Annotated in this window: 18 protein-coding genes; 6 read left to right on the top strand and 12 right to left on the bottom strand. The window is 58.1% G+C overall.

The genetic code is table 11. The features are described 5' to 3' along the window. Window positions 1–86: 86 nt before the first annotated feature. Together ACTRWH_RS02885 and ACTRWH_RS02880 are read right to left on the bottom strand one after the other, a co-directional pair. The gene (locus tag ACTRWH_RS02885; RefSeq protein ID WP_041332969.1) at window positions 87–2594 is read right to left on the bottom strand and encodes an acyl-CoA dehydrogenase; all 2508 of its coding nucleotides are present in this window, start codon (window positions 2592–2594) and stop codon (window positions 87–89) included. 139 nt (window positions 2595–2733) lie between these two features. Next, window positions 2734–3621: an AEC family transporter gene (locus ACTRWH_RS02880; RefSeq protein WP_036211478.1), complete on the bottom strand. Its 888-nt coding sequence runs from the start codon at window positions 3619–3621 to the stop codon at window positions 2734–2736. A gap of 205 nt (window positions 3622–3826) precedes the next feature. On the opposite strand from ACTRWH_RS02880, the gene ACTRWH_RS02875 reads away from it, so the two are divergent. Continuing rightward, complete coding sequence (locus ACTRWH_RS02875) at window positions 3827–4999, top strand: PatB family C-S lyase (RefSeq protein ID WP_462825863.1); 1173 nt, start codon at window positions 3827–3829, stop codon at window positions 4997–4999. A 5-nt stretch (window positions 5000–5004) separates the two neighbouring features. Here ACTRWH_RS02875 and ACTRWH_RS02870 read toward each other — a convergent pair whose 3' ends face one another. Together ACTRWH_RS02870 and ACTRWH_RS02865 are read right to left on the bottom strand one after the other, a co-directional pair. After that, entirely contained in the window at window positions 5005–5544 is a 540-nt protein-coding gene (locus tag ACTRWH_RS02870) for a carbohydrate-binding protein (RefSeq protein ID WP_317307511.1), read from the bottom strand. A gap of 47 nt (window positions 5545–5591) precedes the next feature. Then, a complete protein-coding gene (locus ACTRWH_RS02865; RefSeq protein WP_036211473.1) occupies window positions 5592–6515 on the bottom strand; it encodes a DMT family transporter in 924 nt (307 codons plus the stop codon). A gap of 293 nt (window positions 6516–6808) precedes the next feature. Here ACTRWH_RS02865 and ACTRWH_RS02860 point away from each other — a divergent pair, with 293 nt between their 5' ends. After that, a complete protein-coding gene (locus tag ACTRWH_RS02860) occupies window positions 6809–7411 on the top strand; it encodes a PEP-CTERM sorting domain-containing protein (protein WP_075194673.1) in 603 nt (200 codons plus the stop codon). 68 nt (window positions 7412–7479) lie between these two features. Here the strand turns inward: ACTRWH_RS02860 and ACTRWH_RS02855 are convergent, their stop codons facing one another. Next, entirely contained in the window at window positions 7480–8943 is a 1464-nt protein-coding gene (locus ACTRWH_RS02855; RefSeq protein WP_462825862.1) for a succinylglutamate desuccinylase/aspartoacylase family protein, read from the bottom strand. Window positions 8944–9164: 221 nt separating this feature from the next. Here ACTRWH_RS02855 and ACTRWH_RS02850 point away from each other — a divergent pair, with 221 nt between their 5' ends. Beyond that, window positions 9165–9323, top strand: a complete 159-nt coding sequence (locus tag ACTRWH_RS02850) for a YqaE/Pmp3 family membrane protein (RefSeq protein WP_007155136.1) — start codon at window positions 9165–9167, stop codon at window positions 9321–9323. Between the two features lie 42 nt (window positions 9324–9365). Here ACTRWH_RS02850 and ACTRWH_RS02845 read toward each other — a convergent pair whose 3' ends face one another. Further along, window positions 9366–11003 carry an MBL fold metallo-hydrolase gene (locus ACTRWH_RS02845; protein ID WP_462825861.1) on the bottom strand — a complete coding sequence of 546 codons (1638 nt, stop codon included), beginning with the start codon at window positions 11001–11003 and terminating at the stop codon, window positions 9366–9368. 288 nt (window positions 11004–11291) lie between these two features. On the opposite strand from ACTRWH_RS02845, the gene ACTRWH_RS02840 reads away from it, so the two are divergent. Continuing rightward, window positions 11292–11720, top strand: coding sequence for a thioesterase family protein (locus ACTRWH_RS02840; RefSeq protein WP_036211464.1), 429 nt, complete (start codon window positions 11292–11294; stop codon window positions 11718–11720). Window positions 11721–11723: 3 nt separating this feature from the next. Here the strand turns inward: ACTRWH_RS02840 and ACTRWH_RS02835 are convergent, their stop codons facing one another. From ACTRWH_RS02835 to ACTRWH_RS02820, 4 genes are all read right to left on the bottom strand, one after another. Continuing rightward, a complete protein-coding gene (locus tag ACTRWH_RS02835) occupies window positions 11724–12998 on the bottom strand; it encodes an MATE family efflux transporter (protein WP_051947109.1) in 1275 nt (424 codons plus the stop codon). A gap of 268 nt (window positions 12999–13266) precedes the next feature. Continuing rightward, window positions 13267–13764: a thiol peroxidase gene (gene tpx, locus ACTRWH_RS02830; protein ID WP_007155738.1), complete on the bottom strand. Its 498-nt coding sequence runs from the start codon at window positions 13762–13764 to the stop codon at window positions 13267–13269. Window positions 13765–13866: 102 nt separating this feature from the next. Beyond that, a complete protein-coding gene (locus ACTRWH_RS02825) occupies window positions 13867–15072 on the bottom strand; it encodes a Bcr/CflA family multidrug efflux MFS transporter (protein ID WP_350035186.1) in 1206 nt (401 codons plus the stop codon). 223 nt (window positions 15073–15295) lie between these two features. Beyond that, a complete protein-coding gene (locus tag ACTRWH_RS02820) occupies window positions 15296–16207 on the bottom strand; it encodes a LysR substrate-binding domain-containing protein (protein WP_462825860.1) in 912 nt (303 codons plus the stop codon). A 139-nt stretch (window positions 16208–16346) separates the two neighbouring features. On the opposite strand from ACTRWH_RS02820, the gene ACTRWH_RS02815 reads away from it, so the two are divergent. Further along, on the top strand, window positions 16347–17018 hold the full coding sequence (locus ACTRWH_RS02815) for a haloacid dehalogenase type II (protein WP_462825859.1): 672 nt from the start codon (window positions 16347–16349) through the stop codon (window positions 17016–17018). A 63-nt stretch (window positions 17019–17081) separates the two neighbouring features. Here the strand turns inward: ACTRWH_RS02815 and ACTRWH_RS02810 are convergent, their stop codons facing one another. Beyond that, window positions 17082–18233 (bottom strand): alpha/beta fold hydrolase, encoded by a 1152-nt coding sequence (locus tag ACTRWH_RS02810; protein WP_462825858.1) that lies wholly within the window; start codon window positions 18231–18233, stop codon window positions 17082–17084. 371 nt (window positions 18234–18604) lie between these two features. Here ACTRWH_RS02810 and ACTRWH_RS02805 point away from each other — a divergent pair, with 371 nt between their 5' ends. Then, on the top strand, window positions 18605–19519 hold the full coding sequence (locus ACTRWH_RS02805) for an acyltransferase (protein WP_085678468.1): 915 nt from the start codon (window positions 18605–18607) through the stop codon (window positions 19517–19519). Here the strand turns inward: ACTRWH_RS02805 and ACTRWH_RS02800 are convergent. After that, entirely contained in the window at window positions 19513–20601 is a 1089-nt protein-coding gene (locus ACTRWH_RS02800; protein ID WP_462825857.1) for a PDZ domain-containing protein, read from the bottom strand. The two genes, ACTRWH_RS02805 and ACTRWH_RS02800, sit on opposite strands and share 7 nt — an antisense overlap. Window positions 20602–20626: the final 25 nt, after the last annotated feature.

Genomic DNA, 20626 nt, shown 5'->3' with positions numbered 1-20626 from the left:
ATGTGGATTCTGTCAAGAATGGGAGAGGGGAACAGTGGGGGAGACACGCCCCGCTCAGGGCGTGCCTTTAGTGGTTATTCCAGTGGTTATTCTTCGTCCCGTGGCGGGCGTTCGACCACTTTGCGCTTACCTTTGGCACACCGGGACAGGGCTTTCAGCCCGTCGGCTTCGAAGGCATCCACGCGGATGACATCGTAGAGCGCTTCCAGTGCCTCAAGAAGTTTGTCGCATTCGTCTTTCTGAACAACGCCCTGCTCGCAGGCCCAGTCCACCAGTTCCTTACGCTGGTGCCCCATCAGCAGGTCGATACCGCCCAGCTCGTCTTCATCCCGATTGCGCAGGGCTTCATGCAGGCGATCGCGCATGTCCTTGGTTTCATTGGCCAGCCGGTAGGCGTTCAGTACACGGCCCAAAGGATCGTCCGGATCGGTATTGATATAGCTGCCACGGCTGATGCGCTGGCGCAGCGGCGTATCGTTCACAATGCTGGCGGCCACCTCCGTACCCAAGGCGTCGTCCGGGCCGTTGAGGCCGGTGGCGCCCAGAGGGAACACCAGCATCCGCAGCGGCCAGCGCAACAGCGGAACCGGGAAGTTGATGATCAGCTCACGCATGGATGTCTTGAGGTCGCGCAGGCTGGTCTGAAGGCACCATTCCACCAACGGCCGCTGGTCTTCCGGGTAGCCTTCCTCGTGCCATTGCTTGATCACCGCCGTGGCGTAATACAGGTGTACAAGGCAGTCCGCCATCCGCCCGGACAGGCGCTGACGTGCCTTGAGGCCGCCACCAACCGTCAGCAGGGTGACGTCGGTCATCAGGGCAAACGCGGCCGAGAACCGGGCAAGCTGGCGATAGCTGGACTGGATGTTACCCTGGCGGGGCACGGTTTCCAGCAAGCCGCCGCTCAGTGCCAGCACTAACGAGCGTAACGCATTGCGGGTGGTGTGGGCGATATGGCGGTAGAAGATGCCGTCGAACTTCTCGACCGCCGCCTTTTTATCGTCCATGCCCGCTGCTTCGATTTCTTCAACAATAAACGGGTGACAACGGATGGCGCCCTGGCCGAACACCATCAGGCTGCGGGTCAGGATGTTTGCGCCTTCCACCGTGATGCCGATGGGCACCGCCTGGTACGCCCTGGCCAGGAAGTTGCGGGGGCCGGTAATAACACCGCGGCCGGCAACCACGTCCATGGCATGGTTGATCACCGTGCGCATCAAGTCGGTATTGCGGTACTTGAGCACCGCTGACGGCACGGAGGGGCGTACACCCCGGTCCAGCATGCCGGATGTCAGTAATCGGGCGGCATCCATCATGTAGGTGTAGCCGGCGATGGGCTCCAGCGCTTCCTGAACCCCCTCAAACTGGCTGATGGAGCGGCCGAACTGTTCCCGGGTCAGGGCATAGGAACCTGTGGCCATGCTGGCCACTTTGCCAGCGCCGGTACCCAGTGCGGGCAGGGAGATGGAACGGCCGATGGACAGGCATTCCAGCAGCATTTTCCAGCCTTTGCCCAACATGTCCTGGCCGCCAATCACCTGATCCATGGGGATAAACACGTCGTTGCCCCAGGTCGGACCGTTCATGAACACGGTATTCATTGGCAGGTGACGGGCGCCGGAGTGAACCCCTTCAAGGTCCTGTGGAACCATCACGCAGGTAACGCCGATGTCGTCGGAGTCGCCCAGTAGTTTGTCCGGGTCGTAGACCTTGATAGCCAGGCCAATCAGCGTCGCCACCGGTGCCAGTGTGATGTAGCGCTTGTTCCAGGTGACTTTCAGGCCCAGTACTTCCTCGCCATTCCACTGGCCCTTACAGACGATGCCCTTGTCCGGAATAGCGCCGGCGTCAGAACCGGCGACCGGCGACGTCAGTGCAAAGCAGGGGATTTCCTCGCCGCCGGCCAGCCGGGGCAGGTAATGTTCTTTCTGGGCATCGGTGCCGTATTCCATCAGCAGCTCGCCCGGGCCAAGCGAGTTGGGCACCATGACGGTCACAGCGGCGGATACGCTGCGGGTGGAAATCTTCATCACGATCTCGGAGTGGGCGGTGTGGGAAAAGCCCTTGCCGCCCTGTTCCTTGGGAATCATCAACCCGAAGAAGCCATTCTCGCGAATGAACTTCCAGACCTTGTTGGGCAGGTCGTACTCTTCGTGGGTGATTTTCCAGTCGTCCAGCATGCCGCAAAGCTTCTCGACCGGCCCGTCGAGGAACGCCTGTTCTTCGCTGGAGAGGTGGGCCGGTTTGGCATCGAGCAGTTTCGACCACTTGGGTTGCCCGGAGAAAAGCTCGCCATCCCAGTCTACAGTGCCTGAGCGCAGGGCCTCGGCCTCGGTATCCGAGAGCTTCGGGAGCCGACCGCGCACCCAGTTCAGCAACGGAGCGCTGAACTTCTCGCGCCGCAGGTCACCTGGCAACACCAGTACCAGGCTGAGGGCAAGCAGCCCGCCACCAAACAGTATACTGAGGATGTGCCAGCCATCCTGAAACAGCCCGACGACCGTTGCAATCACAAGCACGGTGGCGGCAGTGGTGCCGCCGATGCCAAGGTAGATCAGTACCAGCGCACTGATCAGTAGAAGCAGAACACTCATGGGCGGATCTCCATATCGAGAAGAAATTCAACCTGAATCGTTCTTACCTTCGGCCAAAGCCAGAGAGGTTGCAAGCGCTTGCGTTAGTGATCTTGACGCATCGGCGAGGATTCCGACATTGATCGTTATCTGAAGCGGTTCATACATAGCCGGCTGTAAAGACCAGGCCCAGCACAATCGGCATCACCACAAGGCTTCCGAGGTTACTCATAAGCACCAGTGAGGCTACTTTATGAGGTTCCTGTTGATACTGCTCCGCCAGCATGTAGTTCAACACAGCAGAGGGCATGGCGGCGAAGACCCACAAAGCAGCTATCTGCAGGCCCGGCAGATCCAGAATCGCTATCATTGGCCAGGCAAGAATCAACCCGGATGCAGGCGCGGAAATAGCGCCCAGAACCCCGAGTTTCCAGTCGCTGAAATCCACATCCAGCATGCGAACACCAAGCGTAAAGAGCATGAGCGGGATACACACTCCGCCTAGCATGTTCAGGGTTTCCAGCAGCCATTGTGGCATGGGTACGCCACCGAAGTTGACGGTAAGGCCGGCGATGCTTGCCGCAATAACGGGTATGCGAAGCCGTCTGATGATCGACGTGTGCGGGTCCAGCATGTAGATGCCCACCGTAAAGTGCAGCAGCATTTCCACGACAAATAGGACAACGGCCGCGGGCAGGGCTGCCTCGCCGAACGCAAATACCAGTACGGGAATGCCCATGTTGCCGGAATTGTTGAACATCATCGGCGGCAGGAAGGTTTTAAGGTTCAGGTTCAGAATTCTGGCCAGCGGATAGAGCACGATGCCGGAACCCAGAACGACCACCGTTGCCGCCAGAGCCAGGCTGGTGTAATCCTGCAGCGGAGCCTGTTGATCAGCCAGAACCGCGAACACCAGCATGGGGACGAACAGCTCCATATTGAGGGTGTTCAAGCCTTTGATGTCTGGAGTGCGATATCGGCCGTAAAGGGCACCACAACCGGCGATCAGAAAGACCGGCAACATCGTGGACAGGATCTGGGCAAGCATTCAGGGGCTCCGAGGGTCGATCAGGGTAAGCAAATAACTCGTTAGGTTCGCAATTATACCGGGTTCCAGGCAAGTAAAACCTGTGGCCTTGCGACCAAAGATAACCCCTTCCATAAGCTGGGGAAGCAGCGCCCAACTTGCACGGATTGTAACGACTGCCACAGAATAACCTTGCCTAACTCACCATCCTAGCGGAGAGCCACTTGTGCCTGAGACCTTTGACCAGCCTGTTGAGCGGGAAAACACCTGTTCCGTAAAATTTGACGCCCGCAAAGCGGTATTCGGCAAAGATGACGTTATCCCCCTGTGGGTGGCGGATATGGACTTTCCAGCGCCGGAAGCGGTGACCAGGGCTCTGGAAGAACGGGCAAGGCACCCGGTATACGGTTATACACTGTTTCCGGAGAGCCTGTACCAGTCGGTGATTGACTGGTTTGAACATCGGCATGGCTGGGTCATTGAGCGGGAATGGTTAATGATGGCTCCGGGGGTGGTGCCTTCGCTGCACGCGGCGGCACTGGCGTTTGCCGGCGAAGGTGAAGGGGTGATAATACAGCCTCCGGTTTACCCGCCTTTCTTCAGTGCCATTCGGAAAACCGGTCGTGCGGTGATTGAAAACCCGCTGGAACAGGTGGATGGCCGTTATCAGATGAATCTCGAACACCTTGAGGCCTGTGCAGCGCGGGGCGATGCCAGAGTGTTGCTGCTGTGCTCGCCCCATAACCCGGTGGGAAGGGTGTGGAGCGAAAGCGAGCTCAGGGAGGTATTGGCCATTGCCAGGCGCCACAACCTGGTGGTGCTGTCGGATGAGATTCATTGCGACCTCACCTATCCGGACAAGCCCGCCCATCATGTACTGGCGAAACTGGCCGATGAGGAACAGGCCCTGATTACCACCGTAGCGCCCAGTAAATCCTTCAATATGCCCGGTCTGGGCTTGTCGGCGCTGGTGGTGAGAAATCCAGAGTATCGGAAGTTATTGAAAGACGTGTTCGACACCATGCACATGAACCAGTGCAATCCCTTCAGTATCGCCGGCTTCGAGGCCGGGTATCGCCAGGGTGGCCCATGGCTGGACGAACTCATGATCTACCTGCAAGGCAATCGTGACAGGGTGATGGACTACATCCGCCAACACCTGCCTGACATCCGGGTAACGGAGCCGGAGGGCACCTACTTGTTGTGGCTGGACTGCCGGGGCCTGGGCATGAGCGACGCGGAACTGAAACGGTTCTTTGTGCAGGAAGCGGGTATTGGCATGAACCCGGGCATCACCTTCGGTGAGCCCGGCAGCGGGTTCATGCGTATGAATATTGGTTGCCCGCGCCGGGTTCTGGAGACGGCCCTGGAGCAGATCCGGCAGGCGCTGAATAAATAACCGGATCAGTCGGCGTTTTCAGCGCCGTTACTGCAGGGATCGTCTACCGGCTGCCAGTGAGGCGGCTGGCTCATGGCTGGCATCTGGCCGTTGCTGGGGCGTATGGCGCGGTAAGTCTGCCCTTCGTGTATGGCCATCTGGCCCACGGTATAGCTGCCGCCAAAGCTCCATCGCCCGGGTTCTTTGCAGGCCTGTGGGCGCTCGTTGGGCGTTTTTACGGGCGTTTCGCCGGCGTCGGCCGGTGCCTGAGGTTGGTGGTTCACCCCACCTTCCGATTGGCGCTCAGCAACGTTGCTGTCATCACGACCGACGCCGCAATCAGGCACTGACGCCAGTCTTTCCCATTCGAAATCCGCACCGGGTGTTTTACCCTCGTGGAGTTCGCGGGACTGGTACCAGTCACCCTGGTGAAAGACCGTCTGTCCCGGTGGGTAATAGCGGCTCGGTATCCAGGTATTTTCCTCAGGATCGCAGGGGGCAGCGACCGCTGGGGTGTTGAAAGCCGCCAGTATCAGTACGCCGGCCCATCTGAAGCGCCTTGTCATGCCATTGACCATGAATGCCTGCCTTGTCGATATTTGTTGTTGGGTGCTCAACGGTATTTGCGGCGAAGTTCGGTGGTTCGGGTGGCCAGGAACAGTCCGGCCAGAATCAGAAGGCCGCCAATAACATGGAACAGGCCCAGGCGTTCCCCGAGGAAAATGCCCGCCATCACCGACGCAAATACAGGGGTGAGGTACATGAAGATGGCCGCTTTTGCAGGACCAATCCGATGCACCCCATGATTCCAGAACGCGTAAGCCAGAATACCGGGGAAGATTGCAAAATACATCATGGGCAGCGCGGTTGATGCGTTCAGCTCGAATCCACCTGAGAAGAACAGTAGGTCCACCAGGAAAAACGGCAAGATCACCATAGTGCCGCAGGCGATCTGGACGGTCAGAAAGGTCAGCGGTGGCAATGGTACCGCTTGGCGGCGAAGCAGTACTGAGAACAAGCCCCAACTGGATACCGCCAGTACCATGATCAGATCACCGGGTTGCGCCCGCAAACCGGTCAGTACCGAGAGGTCCCCCCGCGCCACAACCGCCAGGATGCCCAGTACCGCCAGCCCGATTCCGAGAGCCTGAATGGGGCGTGTGCGATCTCCCAACAGCAACCAGGCCAGTAACGCCACCATGATGGGTATGGTGGCGTTAATCAGCGCGATGTTAGTGGCCGTGGTGGTCACCGCGGCAAAATAAAGCAGCGAGTTGAACGCCGCCACACTGAACGTGGCGAGTGCCAGTATCGACAGTGCGTGTTCGCGGATGACCCGGCGCTGGCGCCAGACCCCCGGCAGCCCGAAGGGCAGGAGTATCGTCAGGGCAATCACCCAGCGCCAGAACGACATGGACAGGGGAGGAATCTCGCCAACCACACTTTTGGCCACCACGGCGTTGCCCGCCCAGAACAACGGGGTCAGGACCAGGCCGGTGTAGGCCAGCCATAGTGGTTTCGGGGTTTCTGAGGGCACACCGACTCCTGTCAGGGTTTTTGGGTTTCTGATCTGGTTCGGAAGCCCGAAGGATACTACGCCCTGCGAGCTAATGCCTTGTTACCAAAGTGGTAGTGGAGATATTGGTTGATCGTATCCGGCTGGTGACTGTCTGATTGGGTGTCAGGATTTCTTACAAGCCCGCTGCTGGATAAATGCAGGATTCAATATAGATTCTTGTTTTAGATTGGAAATTCAGATGTTGGTATAGCAGGTGCCTGTATGGCGGGGCAGTAAAACGAATGAAATGTGGGATAACCCAGGGAGCAGCTATGCGACATCTTAAACTCACCATTGCACTACTGATTTCAATGTGCCTGCCTGCATTGGCAAGCGCGGCAATGATTTCTGCCAGCTATCAGGTCAACCTGAATGATTCAGACCCCGGACTGGTTGTTGATTCTGCAGACTATGCAGCCAACCCGTTTTCTTTTGATCTGAATGCCGGTGAAAGTACGACCTTTAATCTGTTCAAAATCTGGACGACTGAAGGCACGGTCAACAGCGATGACAAAGTCGCCAAACCGATTTCCGTCGATTTCAACTTCACAGCACCGGAACTGATGAGTGGCTCGGTCAACGGGAACACCTCCGGAGATTCCGTACTCTTTGGCCTTTACCAGGAAGGTGTGCTGTCCTGGAACGGTTCGCTTGACCTGGTGTTTGGCGCATTGGGCGATGGTCTGCTTCGTGTGTCCCTCCTCGACACCACTTTTAACGAAGGCATCTTTGGGCTGGGCAGCTACGGCTCCAAGGTTAAGGCGAAGATTGAACTGATTTCTGAAGCCAGCGAAGTACCAGAGCCTGGAACTCTGGCCATCCTGAGCCTCGGTCTTCTCGGTATGGGGCTGCGTGCCCGCCGCCGTTCAGCCTGAACGGTTGCGTTTAGTATCCTGACAGTTGAACGATAAGATGGGGTCAGAGCTTGCTCTGACCCCATTTTTTATTCTCCCGGCACTTCCGCTTCTGTGCCGACGTGATAGGCCGCAAAACCGGCCATGACCACCTGATCCACCGCCATGCCGATAATTCGGCCGCTGCTGCGGGCGCGGATGGGATGCTGGGCGTTGGTGATGGGGTCTGAAACATAACCCAGGATTTCACCTTCAGAAACCTTGGCCCCCAGCTTGGTTTCGCTGAACAGAATGCCGCCGTGTTCGGCCCGTATCCACTCGGAATCGTAATAGACGGGTTCCGGATCTCCCCAGACGAACATCCTTGAAATCATGCCTTCCTTGTCCATCAGGCTGGTCAGGCTGTTCACCCCGGCCTTGATCTGGTGCTCCTGGATTCGCAGTGATTCACCCGCCTCCATGGTGACGGACCGGATACCGGCTTCGACAGCGGCGTGACGAAGCATGCCGGTGGTGCCGGTGCTGTGGACGACTGCCATGCGGTCAAATCCACGGGTGAGTTCCGCCACTTCCGGGTTGTTCATGTCTGCACGCAGTTGGGGCAGGTTGGTGCGCTTGAGAGACCCGGTGTGGATATCCACCAACATGTCGCAATGACGGATTACGTTCTCGAACAGCGAGTGGGCAATGCGGTCCGCCAGGCTGCCATCGGTGCTGCCGGGGAAGTGACGATTGAGGTCACGGCGGTCGGGCAGGTAGCGGCTGCCTTGCTGGAAACCCGGCAGGTTGACGATGGGAATGCCGATCACCCGGCCGGAGAGCTTGTCTGGCTCCAGGTCGTACATAATGCGGCGGATGATCTCGATGCCGTTGAGTTCATCACCGTGAACGGCCCCGGTCAGGCATAGGTTAGGGCCGGGTTTGGAGCCATTGACCACCAGAACCGGTGTTGGTTGCGACAGGCCGGCAATCTGGATGGCAGGGGACCAGGCCAGGCGAGTTGAGGTTCCGGGCAGAACCTCGGCACCGAGCATTTTCAGGCTGGTGGCCTTTTCGGGTTCCGTCACCTCAGCAGACTCTTCCACGCCGTTTTCATCGGTTGCCGTTGCGGGGTCTGCGCCCTGGGCAGTGGGTTTGGGCTGATCCGCCGTTGCGTCGGGCTTCGAAGGTTCGGGCTCCGAAGTCTTCGACTCCGCTGGTTCGGCGGGCTTTGGAGGCGGCGCCACCTCCTTTAAATCAACATTGGGGGCCACTTCTTCCACGGCCGGTTCTGCCGTGGAATCTGGTGTTTTATCCTGTGAGGCGAGCTCCTCATCGGATTTCTGAGTGGTGTCTGCTTTACCGCTATTCTTTTTCGGTTCAGACGAGCGCAAGGGTTCCGAATGCTCGACATCCTCAACACTCTCGTCCTCGGCAAGCTCCGCGACGAGCATCTCCGTGTTATCGGAGTCATCGGACTTGTTTGCGTAGACGGCAGGGATTGCGACCAGGCTGCCAGTCAGGGTAAACATCAGGCCAGCGCGAAACAGATGTGTCAGCCAGCGATACAGCATAATTCCTCTCGAGTCTTCAGCCAGTTTGAGGCTCGTTGTCCGATCTGTGAAAACGGTACAAGGATAGAGACCCCATTGTTTCATGAATACGGCTGTGACAAAGGTTTAATGCCACTTTCATGAACTCGTTGTGTAATTCCGCAAAATGACCTATTCAAAGAGGTTACAGGATGCGGATTGCAGTTCTGTATCCGTTATACGTTCGATGGAGGATAAACTGTATGGATCTTTTGCGAGTTCTGGTTGCGATTTTGTTACCGCCGTTGGGCGTCTTTTTACAGGTGGGGATTGGCAAGCACTTCTGGATCAACATCCTGTTGACCATTCTCGGTTACATTCCCGGTATCGTGCACGCCGTCTGGATCATCGCGAAAAAATAGGCCGCCCCTGAGCAGGAACCAAGTGTCTGTGAGGGGCGGGTTTCAAATGTCGGGAGTGGTGCGCCAGATGTCGCCTTCTCGCGCAGCCCGGCCATCTGCCTCCAGTTTTAGCAGGTGCGCCAGCGCGGAGCGGGCGGCGACGCCATGGATCGCCGCTGGAACATCGTCATAGGCCTTTACGGTCAGATCTTTCAGGCTGGCCGGGGCGAGGCTTTTCAGCACCCTGACAACCTTGTGCTCCCGTGCCAGACGATGCGTGATGAGATAATCGATCACCGATTCGGGGCGTGCCATCAGGAAACCGTGGGCAGGCGCTATGTAACGCACGGACTCGGCCAGCAGGTCGTACAGCGACTCCAGGTAGGCCTTCATGTCACCGTCTGGCGGATTAATGACCACGGTGGAGCCCTGCATGATGTGGTCTCCAGAAAACAGCAGCTCTTGCTCCAGGAGCAGATAGCAAAGATGGTTGGAGGCATGCCCCGGGGTGTAAAGGGCTTTCAGGGTGCCAGCCTCGGTGACGATCAGGTCACCATTCACCGGCTCTACATCCGGCGAAAACGTCTGGTCCTGGGCCGGGCCTTCGGGAGCCGGCTGGCCGTAAACGCGACAGCCGGTTCTTGCCTTCAGTGCCACTGTTGCCGGCGAGTGGTCCTGGTGGGTATGAGTGACCACCACTTGATCAATCGCTCCACCAGTGAATTCCAGAATGCGCTCAATATGCGTTGCGTCGTCCGGGCCGGGGTCCAGTACCGTAAACCGTTTGTGGCCAAGCACATAGGTGTTGGTGCCGGGGCCGGTCATCATTCCCGGGTTTGGAGCTGTCAGGCGAACCACACCGGCCGCCACCTCCACCGGTTCCCCGGGAACAATGTCCGCGTGTGTAGAGCCTGCACCCTCCGGGTCCAGCTTGACCGCTTCGTCATATGCGGGTGCCCCCGGCTCCAGCATCGTGGTCCTGTCTTTCTTGACCGCCGGCCACGGCTTGTTGGGATAGGGCTCCGGCGGATTAGCATGGACATAGCGCATGAGGGCTTCCGTGGTGCCGAACTCCGCCAGTATCCGCAGCGTCCCAATGGTTGGTAACCCTAGCAGGCGGCGGCCACTGCGATGATCTTCCAGGGCTTCCGACGGGCTCAGCCATACGTGGTCAATGGTTTCATTGCCGTCATGACTTGCCCGTTGCCCTTCCGGTGCCACTGCAATGAAGAAGCGGGTATCAAAGCGCCGGGGAGGTCCCGGCGGTGTCACCCAGTGCCCGAGGTAGCCCAGACGGTCCAGGGGAATGGTGAGGTTATAGCGATGGCACAGTTCCGCCAGGGTTAACTCACCTTTAAACAGAGCTTCGCGGTCGCTGTGAATGGGATGGTCCTGAGTCAGCGCAGCACCTTTTTCATCAACGGCTAACAGAATGCCGGCTTCCTCAAAACACTCCCGGACAGCCGCAAGCATGTAGTCGGCGCCACCCTCATCCATGGCCATTGTCTGGCTGATTTCAGTGTCAGCCCGCCCGATTGCGTGGGCCCGCCCATTGTTTTCCTGATTGTCGACAGAACCACCGGGAAAGACAAAATAGCCCGGCATGAATACCGCGTCCCAGGTTCGTTGCAGCAACAGTATTTTCGGACCTTCGTCGGTGTCTTTGGTCAAAACCAGCGTAGCAGCAGGGCGAATATCCATGGAGTGTCCGTTGTTTTCACATAGTGGTGCGCGCCAGATTCCTGAGCGGGGATCGGGATGGCCTTTTCAAAACTGTGCGGAGCCATGGATGGCGGAGCCCAAGCGTCACATGGATGTGCTTGAGCGTGTTTTGAAAAGGCCATCCCTATCCCTGCGACTCTAAAGCCAGACGCGCCGAAAATAACTCCCAAGATAACCAATGTGCGGTCTGCTGTCTCGGGGTGTCGGCATGGTTACAACCAAGTATCATTGGGTTTACAGAAAATTCCCCCACACAGGAACGCCGACTTGGCTCGCATCAAGCTCTCTTTTCCGGATAACGCCTTTTATTTTGAAACCAAGATGCCGGTTCGGATCACCGATATCAATGGAGCCAACCATCTGGGAAACGATGCGTTAATCTCCATGCTGTCTGAAGCCAGGGCACAATTCCTGGTGAACTATGGTGTCGAGGAAGCCGACAAAAACGGCGTGGGTATTATCGTGACCGACCTGGCAACGATGTACCAATCGGAATCGTTCTTTCCGGAGATGCTCCGCTTTGAAGTGGGGCTGATGGACTTCAACAAATACGGCGGGGATTTCGTATTCCGCGTAACCAAGGCGGAGAGCGGTCAACCCGTGGCCCTGGCCAAGTACGGTTTCGTGTTCTTCAATTACCAGCGCAAATCGGTTGTGCCGATGCCAGAGAGTTTCCGCGCACGCTTCGGCGATTAGTATTTAGTCCTGGAGTGCCAGCTTTCGGATGCCTTGCCGGTAGAACAGGTAGGCCATGACACCTGCCATCAGATTGCCAACCAGCGCACCGCTCATCAGGCCGTTGATACCGCCGAGCTGTGAGCCGAGCCAAAGCAGCGGCAGAAAGCAAAGGAATAACCGCAGGACCGACACCAGCAGCGCCCGCATGGCAAGCCCCAGCGCATTGCACACCGACACCATCAGCATGCAGATGCCCAGGCCGGTATAGCTCAGCGGCACCCGAACCAGATAACTGCCCAACACATCGCTGACGGCTCGATCGCTGGTAAACAGCTCTGAGACCACTCCTGACGCTAAAAGCCAGATCAACCCAATGGCCAGTTGCCACACCACCACAAAACGAACCGCCAATCGCACGAGAACGCGAATCCGCGCAAGCTCACCGGCCCCAAGCATGCGGCCAATCATGGGCGGCATCGACATGGTCAGTGCCAGCACCACTACAATGGAGAAGAACTCGAGGCGAGTGCCCAGGCCCCAGGCCGCGACGGCGGCGGAGCCAAAGCCAGCCACCATGGCGGTCGCGAACATGGCCGAGGCTGGCGGCATCAGCTGGCTGACCATGGCCGGGGCCATGATGCCATTCAGTTGTTTCAGTGCCTTGCCGAGGGCCAGCTGGGAAAGGTCGAAGCGTATCCAGCCAGAGCGCAGCAGTTTGGGGTAGATAAACAGGCAACCGATACCGAAGGCGGTCACGGTTGCCAGGGCAGCGCCTTGCAGGCCCCACCCGAAAACGAAGATGTACAACGGGTCCAGGGCGATGTTTGCCACGCTGGTGGCGACCATCATATAGCCAGGGAGTTTGGTGTCGCCGTGGGAGCGGCACACGCTGTAGCCAAAGTAGAGCATGGCGCCGGTCCAGGCGGAGAGTAGCCAGGGTATCCAGTAACTGCGGATCAGCGGCAGCAGGCTCTGTTCGGCACCCAGGCCAGCCATGATTTGGGTTTGCAGCAGCCAGAGGGCGATACACAGGATAATCACCAGAGTGGCGCCCACGGTGACGACGAGACCGCCCAGGCGTTCAGCACGGAGTTGGTCGCCGGCGCCTAGTGTTCTGGAGATGATGGCGGTGGTGGCGATGCCAAGGCCCACCTGCAGGCCGATGATGAGCTGCTGCATGGGCAGTGTGAAGCCCAGTGCGGCCAGTGGGTCGCGGCCGAGTTGGCCAATAAAGGCGCTGTCGACGAGTTGGAAGGTCATCAGTGACAGTACGCCGAAGAGCATGGGCCAGGTCATGGTGAACAACTGGCGCGGCAGGCTGGCTTGTGGGGTGGCGTTCGTCACGTTGGTGGCTTCTGTTCCAGGTGTTTTGCTTGGTGGGCGATTCTAGCAGCTATCGGTTTGTGAGTGGGTGCAAAGGCCGGGGCGCCTTCCCCAGACACGCCGTAAACCCATCCATGGGGGCTCGGCATTGCCATCCCTGGCAATGCACGGTCTGGGGAAGGCGCCCCGGCCTTCGCACATCGATTACGGAGTCGCTTTCAGTAAGTCGGAGTGCTGGGAATCAAAGCGCCGAAAGAGCGGCTTCGTAATTCGGTTCTTCCTTGATCTCACCAACCAGCTCACTGTGCAGAACCTTGTTGTTCTCGTCCAGAACCACCACTGCGCGGGAGGTCAGGCCAGCAAGTGGCCCGTCCTGGATGGCAACACCGTAATCTTCCTGGAAGCTGTAGTTTCGGAAGCTGGAAAGGGTAGTGACATTTTCCAGGCCTTCGGCACCACAGAATCGACCGGCGGCGAAGGGCAGGTCGGCAGAAATGACCAGCACCACCGTGTTGTCCAGGCTGCTGGCTTTTTCATTGAACTTACGGGTGGAGGTGGCGCAGGTCGGGGTGTCTACGCTGGGGACAATATTCAGAACTTTGCGCTTACCAGCCCAGTTGTCGAGGGTGACGTCTTCCAGGCCCTGAGTGGTTAGGGTGAAGTTGGGGGCGGTGTCGCCGGTTTGCGGAAGGGTGCCGCTCACGGTGATTGGATTGCCGCCGAGTGTGACGTTGCTCATTTGGAACTCCCTGATACTGGTCTAATGGATTTGTATTTAACAGCTTACTCTGTGTAGCCCATTTTGGATGTTTTTTCATCCGGGAGTCGAGTTAAGTTGGTTTCAGGCGGGCTCAAATCCGGGAGCCGGATGGCGCTGGACCATTAGCAGGTAGCTGCAGAGGGCCGCAATGGCACAGGCAGCGATGATGCCTGCCATCACCAGTGACGTGCCGTCGTGGAAGTGCCCCACGAGAGCACCCACAATGGCTGCAACCACCATCTGGGTGAAGCCGAACAGTGCGGAGGCCGAACCGGCCATTTGGGGAAAATTAGCCAGGGCCCCGGCCATGGTCTGAGGCAGGACCATGCCCACACCGACCATAAACAACGCTTGTGGCAGCACCACTGCCCATACGTTGTAAACCTGCGAGGCTGCCAGTGCGGCCATGAAGCCGCCACCGATAACCGATATCGTCAGGCCTCGCACCAGTATCTGATCTGGCGCAAACGAGCGGCCCAGGCGGATGGCCGTGAGGTTGCCGCCAATATAACCGGCCACGATACAGGCGAAGAACAGACCGAAGTGCTGGGGTTCCACGCCCAGGAAATCAATCAGCACGAACGACGAGCCTGACAGGAACGCAAACAGGCCGGCGAAGGTCAGGGAGTTGGTCAGGGTGTAGCCCAGGAAGCTGATGTCCGAGGCAATTGCCCGGTAGTTCTTCCATAGGCTGCTAACGCGAAGGGATTGCCGGTTTTCCGGGCGCATCGGCTCGGGAATACCCACTGCAACCACCACAGCCATGATGAGCGCGTAGCCACCCAGTGCCAGAAAAATTGACGACCAGCCCAGGCTGACCACCATAAAACCGCCGAGAGTTGGTGCAACAGCGGGTGCCAGGGCCATGATGCTGGCCAGAATAGCCATGATTTTTGCGGCGTCCCGTGGGGAATAGATATCCCGTACGGCTGCCCGGCCCAGCACTGGACCGGCCGAGCCGCCAAGCGCTTGCAGGAAGCGGCACAGGATCAGTGTTTCAATATTGGTCGCAAGAGCACAAACAACGCTGGCGATCGCAAACAGCAGGAATCCGCCAATCATGATGGGCTTACGCCCGAACCGGTCCGCCAGCGGGCCGCAGACCAACTGGGCCAGGGCGAACCCGACCATGTAGATACTCAGCGTAAGCTGTACTTGACCTGTATTGGCCGAGAGCGCCTCTCCCATAGCGGGCAAGGAAGGCAGGTACATATCAATCGCCAGCGGCCCGAGGGCGACAGCGGCTGCCAATAGTATCGTTGTCCATACACTGGTGAGTGCGAGCATTACTGATCCCGGAATCTTTGGAGTACGGCACTGGGTGAGAGCCGGCCTTCTGAAACACGCTGTCAATACATCCCTGTACGCTCGGCTCCGCCATCCATGGCTCCGCACGGTTTTAGAAGGCCGGCTCTCACCCAGCGCTCAATCTGATATGGGGAGTCTACGCTCGTCCTGTCCTGGGATAACGGCCAGCTATTTCATACAACGTATGAACAAATCAGATGAATTAGGTATTGAGGCCGTTGATGGTCGCTGCTACGCCGTTGACGTGGTTTCGAATCCAGCGGTGAGCGGGGTCGTTCTGGTTGCGTTTGTGCCACAGCATCAGCAATGTGAATGGCTTGTAGTCGAACGGTAGGGGTGTCCATGCAAACTGTTGCAGTAAGTCCTCACTCATGCGCTTGGGTGCTGTTGCGAGCATGTCAGTGCCTTGCAGGAAGGCTGGCAGGCCGGAAAAATTGGACACGGTTACGGCGGTTCTCCGGGTCAATCCCTGGGCGGCTAACGAACCTTCGAAAGCCGTTTTTTCACCGGTGCCAAACAGGATGGCGATGTGGTCCGCCTTCAGGTAATCCGCCAGGGACTCCGAGGCCTGGCGGATGGCGGGATCGTAGAAAACCACCATCTGATCCGCCATCAGGCCCCGCTGCATGATGTCGGTGGCTTCCGGTGCGTGAGGGGAAATAATCAAGTCACACAAGTCTTTACGCAACATGTCGGCGGTCGGAATGCCCGAGGGGACAACCTGCAAGCGGATGCCAGGCGCTTCTTGTCGGATCACGGACAGCAGTCCGGGTAACAGCAGGTCGCGCTGATAGTCGTTGGCGGCGATGGTGAAGGTGAACTCGGCCGTGGCCGGGGCAAACGGCGGCCCGGAAGACAGGGAGTGCAGGTCGTCCAGTATCTGGCGAATGTGTGGGCCGGCCTGGAGAGCATACCGGGTGGGGACAATGCCTCGGCCGGATTTGACGAACAGGGCGTCGCCCAGGGCTTGGCGTAATCGGTCCAGGGTGTGGCTGACAGCCGATTGACTCACGCCCAGTCGCACAGCAGCTCGAGAAACGCTGCCCTCATCCAGCACTGCAATGAAGGTGCTGAGGGAGCGAATGTCGATGTTAAATGTATCAACAGGGTTCATGAATAGCAGTGTACCCGAGGCGTGGGAGGTTGCCCATTCCGGAGTACTTTGTTGTTGGTGGTTTGAGTAAGCATTCAAAAAACGATGCGGACTGGTTTACGATGTCGTGACACTGGTTGAACAAACTTAGGAGCACCCGATGAAACCGATCCTGGCGTTCGATGTATACGGAACCCTGGTGGACCCCATGGGAATGGCAGACCTGTTGGCGCAGGACGCAGGCGATGCGGCTGAATCCGTGAGTGCCCAGTGGCGGGAAAAACAGTTGGAGTTTTCCTTTCGCAAGGGGCTGATGCGCATGTACGAGGATTTCGGGGCCTGTACCCGGCAGGCGCTAAGGTATGCGATGGCCAGCCATGGGTTGAGCTTAAGTGGAGAGCGGGAAGATGAGTTGATGGGGGCCTATCTGTCCCTGCCTGCGTTTGACGACTCGTTGCCGGCACTGGAATCCCTGCAGGGCGAGTATCGGATGTTTGCCTTTTCCAATGGCACCTATCCGGCGTTGGAGAAGGTGCTGGGGCATAACCATTTGCTGGATCAGTTTGAGGGGTTGGTGTCGGTGGATGACATCAAGAGCTTCAAGCCGGACCCGGCGGTGTATGCCTATGCACGACGGGCAACCGGGGCGATGGATAAGCCTCTGTGCCTGGTGTCTAGCAACGCGTGGGATGTGATTGGTGCCCGGGCGGCGGGGTTGACGGCCATCTGGGTGCAGAGGGATGCCGGGAAGGTGTTTGAAGATTGGGGGATTGAGCCTAATGCGGTGGTTCGGAGTCTTTCGGAGTTGCCTGGGGTTTTGGCTAACCTCTGACCTTCCCGAGACGCGCGTTCAACTCTCGTGATGGCTGTCCTTTATTCGGGTGCTCAGGTCGATTCAGTCCGATCTTTCAGCCAACCACTCCGCCATCTCCAGCCAACTTTCCTTCGGCGCCTTGCTCCCGGCCAGAATGCCCATGTGGCCCCCGGGGGTAACCCGGAAGGTGACGTCCTTCGAGCTGACATGGTCTTCGATGCGTTTCACCGCGCCGGGGGTTGCCAGGGTGTCGGTATCGCCGGCGATGGCAAGTAAGTTGGCGTTTACATTCTCCAGCCGGGCGACGTCTTCGCCGATCTGGATCTGGCCTTTGGAGAGTTCGTTGTCGATCCACAGGCGTACCACGGCATCCTGCACGATGCCGCCGGGGTAGGCGACCATTCGGTCGAGGAAGGCGGAGGTGGTGGCGTGGCTGGCGACGAAGTCGCGGTCGCCCAGGCGGACGATGAGTTCCCAGTAGCCCATCACGCTGCCGATGGGGTTGGTGAGTTTGAAGCCGATGGTGTTGGCCCAGCCCGGAGAGTGGAACCAATGAGGTTTCACGTCATGCAGGCGGAAGCCGGTGCGCTTACGGACGAAATCGGCGACGTCGGAGACCCGCTGGTACATCAAACCCATCAGGCCGGACGCGTGGCTGTCGATGGGCGAACCCAGCACGATGGCGTTGCGGATGTGCTGGTCGCGGCTGAGGGCAGAATAGAACAGCGTGAACATGCCGCCCAGGCTCCAGCCGTGCAACGACAGCTCCTGCTCACCGCTGTGTTCCCGCACCCGGTTCAGGTATGCCGGCAGTAACTCCGCCACGTAGGTGTGCAGGTTGTAGTGACTGTGCTGGCGCGTGGGTACGCCCCAGTCGATCAGGTACACCTCAAACCTCTTGGCCCGCAGGAACCGCACCAGACTACGCTGGGGGAACAGGTCGTAGATCAGCATGTTCACCGCTAGTGGCGGCACGATCACGATGGGCGTCTTGTGGGGCGTGCGCTCCACATCAATCATCTCGCCGTCCAACTCGATAAAATCCTCGGCCAGCGGCGGGTAGTATCGCAGGCTCACCAGCCCATCGGTGTACAAGGTCTCGAACGGTGTCTGCCCTGCCTGCACCAGGCTGGCGGCCCGGAATACGCGATCAAAGGCGTTACCGGCGTATAGTGCGGTCTGGCGAGTCAGCCCCGAGACTTTGTTGAAGGCGTACTGCAGTGGATCAGGCATGGAAGTGTCCATCGTTGCTGCGGGCTTCACCCAAAAAATCTATGTTGTTTATGGCATTGTGATGGCCAGAAGGCGTTAACTGAAGAGTAACAGGGGAGGAGTGGACAGGCCTTTGACAGACCGTGCATTGCCATGGATGGCAATGCCGAGCCCCCATGGATGGGTTCACGGCGTGTCTGGCGAAGGCCTGTCCACTCCTCACCATAGCTCAGCGGCTAACAGGCTGGGGCCAAGATTACCGGCCAACCTCAGGTGCGACTATGGCAAGAACGTCCATCACCAATGGCAAACCGGTCACTTCAGGCCACTGCCCAAACCTGCCAACCATTGGTATCATTCAGCCATCTTAAAAAACCAACAACAGGACCACCATGCTCAGCTTCCTGCCAGCTCCCGTTATCGGCGTCATCAGTTCCATCCTCCTGGGGCTGAATACCCTGTTCTGGTGCCTGCTTCTCTACATCCCGGCAATATTGAAGCTGATTATTCCCCACACCGGTTTCCGGGTGCTGTGCACCAAAGTCATCATCTGGATCGCCGAAGCCTGGGTTGCCTGCAACACCGGCTGGATGAAACTCACCCAAGGCACGGAATGGACCGTCCACGGCGACGAAAAGCTCAAGCGGGAAAGCTGGTACCTGGTGTTGAGCAACCATCAAAGCTGGGTCGACATCTTCGCCATGCAGCGGGTGTTTAACCACCGTGCACCGTTTCTGAAGTTCTTCCTCAAGCAACAACTGATCTGGGTGCCGGTCATAGGGTTGGCCTGGTGGGGGCTGGATTTCCCGTTCATGAAACGCTACACCCGTGAGTACCTGATCAAACATCCTGAAAAACGCGGTGAAGATCTTAAAGCGACCCGTACGGCCTGTGAGAAGTTCCGCTACACCCCGGTGAGCGTGATGAATTTCGTTGAAGGCACGCGCTTTACCCAGGCCAAGCACGACAAGCAAAAATCAAAATACACCCACTTGCTGACGCCCAAAGCCGGTGGCGTGGCCTTTGTGCTGGACGCGATGGGCGACTCCATCGAAACACTGGTGGATGTCACGATTGCCTATCCAGGGGGCGCTCCAACGTTCTGGGATTTCATGTGTGGAAGGGTGAGTAAAGTCGGCATGGAGATCGACACAGTTACCATCCCGGCGCACCTGAAGGGCCGGGATTATGCCACTGATGCAGAGCACCGAAAAAACGTGAAGAACTGGCTGGCAGAGCAGTGGCGTGCCAAAGATGAGCGGCTGACGCATATGCTCTCCAGCCGCTCTGCTGATAATACCTACTGAGACGAGGCAAGGGCCGTCGCGAACTCAGGATAAATCTGGCTGGTCGCTTGGATGACGTCGCTGAAGTTTGGGTCTGATCCGTACTCTGATTTTAGGTATCGGGCCATGTCAGTCAGTGACCGGAAACTCATGTCGGACGTTGCTCTGACATATTCCCATCCGCCGATGCTCTCAATGGCGGTACTGCGACCAACGTCCTTGCCGACCTTTGAGCCGACCATGCCGCCGATAAAGCTTCCAAACGGCACGGATTCAAGGGCTTTGTTGGCGGCATAGGCGCCCGCCACTGCTCCTACCGCACTGCCGGCGGTGGCGCCAATATTGGCATTCAAGGCCTTGTTCACCCATTCGGCGGTTACACGGTCGCTGGTGTAAGGGCTCATGAAGCTGCCGGTATTGTCATGGATGACCAGGCTTTTCCTCGCTTTGGCTTCGGCCTGGTGTTTCAAGTCAGCTTGATGCTGCTTGACCAGAAGGAAATCGCTTTGTGTGGCTAAGGCGCGTTGAAGTGTCACCTCCCGGGGTTCGCTATTGGCGGCATTCAGCAAGGTTAACTGGAGCTCCGTGCCTGGCGTTCCGCGAATCAGCCACACGAGCTGACTGAGTTTGAGATTATCCACCGGATACGGTTTTCCATCCAGAGTCGGGCGGATGGCGATAACCTGATCACCAACGGCCAGTTGTTCACTGGTCGCTGCCGGGCCGTTCGGCGTCAGCCACGAAACAAAGAAGCCTTCCTCTGTTTTTTCCAACGAAGCGCCGATAAGACCGTCGCCGGGTTTGTCTGCTTCCGGAATAGGATGGCTGCTGACGTCTGACGGTAAGAACTGACCAATGTCGTCCTGACACCACCATGTATAGGCAAACGATTCGGGGCGCACCGTTACGACTGCCTGTTCCGGGTAGATTTTTATCTGCTCTCCCGCCGAGTCCAATCGAACGCACTGCGTCAGACCGGCCCAAAACAGTTGGTTACTCGACATGAGCGCGGGATCGGTGGGTGTCTCAGGTATACTGGCGCAGCCACCCAGCGCAACGACGATGGGAAGCAGGAGCAAGGTAGGCTTCAATTGGAACGTCATGAAACAACAGTCCTTCTCAGGTTAG

The organism is Marinobacter sp. G5_S1_61_S3, from assembly GCF_054968585.1.
The sequence above is the reverse complement of the archived record's forward strand: the minus strand, read 5'-3'. Positions and strand labels throughout refer to the sequence as shown.

Excerpts from the sequence above, each read along its gene's own strand:
- ACTRWH_RS02885 (WP_041332969.1), bottom strand. The coding sequence starts at position 2,594 with ATGAGTGTTCTGCTTCTACTGATCAGTGCGCTGGTACTGATCTACCTT.
- ACTRWH_RS02880 (WP_036211478.1), bottom strand. The coding sequence starts at position 3,621 with ATGCTTGCCCAGATCCTGTCCACGATGTTGCCGGTCTTTCTGATCGCC.
- ACTRWH_RS02870 (WP_317307511.1), bottom strand. The coding sequence starts at position 5,544 with ATGACAAGGCGCTTCAGATGGGCCGGCGTACTGATACTGGCGGCTTTC.
- ACTRWH_RS02860 (WP_075194673.1), top strand. The coding sequence starts at position 6,809 with ATGCGACATCTTAAACTCACCATTGCACTACTGATTTCAATGTGCCTG.
- ACTRWH_RS02855 (WP_462825862.1), bottom strand. The coding sequence starts at position 8,943 with ATGCTGTATCGCTGGCTGACACATCTGTTTCGCGCTGGCCTGATGTTT.
- ACTRWH_RS02850 (WP_007155136.1), top strand. The coding sequence starts at position 9,165 with ATGGATCTTTTGCGAGTTCTGGTTGCGATTTTGTTACCGCCGTTGGGC.
- ACTRWH_RS02845 (WP_462825861.1), bottom strand. The coding sequence starts at position 11,003 with ATGGATATTCGCCCTGCTGCTACGCTGGTTTTGACCAAAGACACCGAC.
- ACTRWH_RS02835 (WP_051947109.1), bottom strand. The coding sequence starts at position 12,998 with ATGACCTGGCCCATGCTCTTCGGCGTACTGTCACTGATGACCTTCCAA.
- tpx (WP_007155738.1), bottom strand. The coding sequence starts at position 13,764 with ATGAGCAACGTCACACTCGGCGGCAATCCAATCACCGTGAGCGGCACC.
- ACTRWH_RS02825 (WP_350035186.1), bottom strand. The coding sequence starts at position 15,072 with ATGCTCGCACTCACCAGTGTATGGACAACGATACTATTGGCAGCCGCT.
- ACTRWH_RS02820 (WP_462825860.1), bottom strand. The coding sequence starts at position 16,207 with ATGAACCCTGTTGATACATTTAACATCGACATTCGCTCCCTCAGCACC.
- ACTRWH_RS02815 (WP_462825859.1), top strand. The coding sequence starts at position 16,347 with ATGAAACCGATCCTGGCGTTCGATGTATACGGAACCCTGGTGGACCCC.
- ACTRWH_RS02810 (WP_462825858.1), bottom strand. The coding sequence starts at position 18,233 with ATGCCTGATCCACTGCAGTACGCCTTCAACAAAGTCTCGGGGCTGACT.
- ACTRWH_RS02805 (WP_085678468.1), top strand. The coding sequence starts at position 18,605 with ATGCTCAGCTTCCTGCCAGCTCCCGTTATCGGCGTCATCAGTTCCATC.
- ACTRWH_RS02800 (WP_462825857.1), bottom strand. The coding sequence starts at position 20,601 with ATGACGTTCCAATTGAAGCCTACCTTGCTCCTGCTTCCCATCGTCGTT.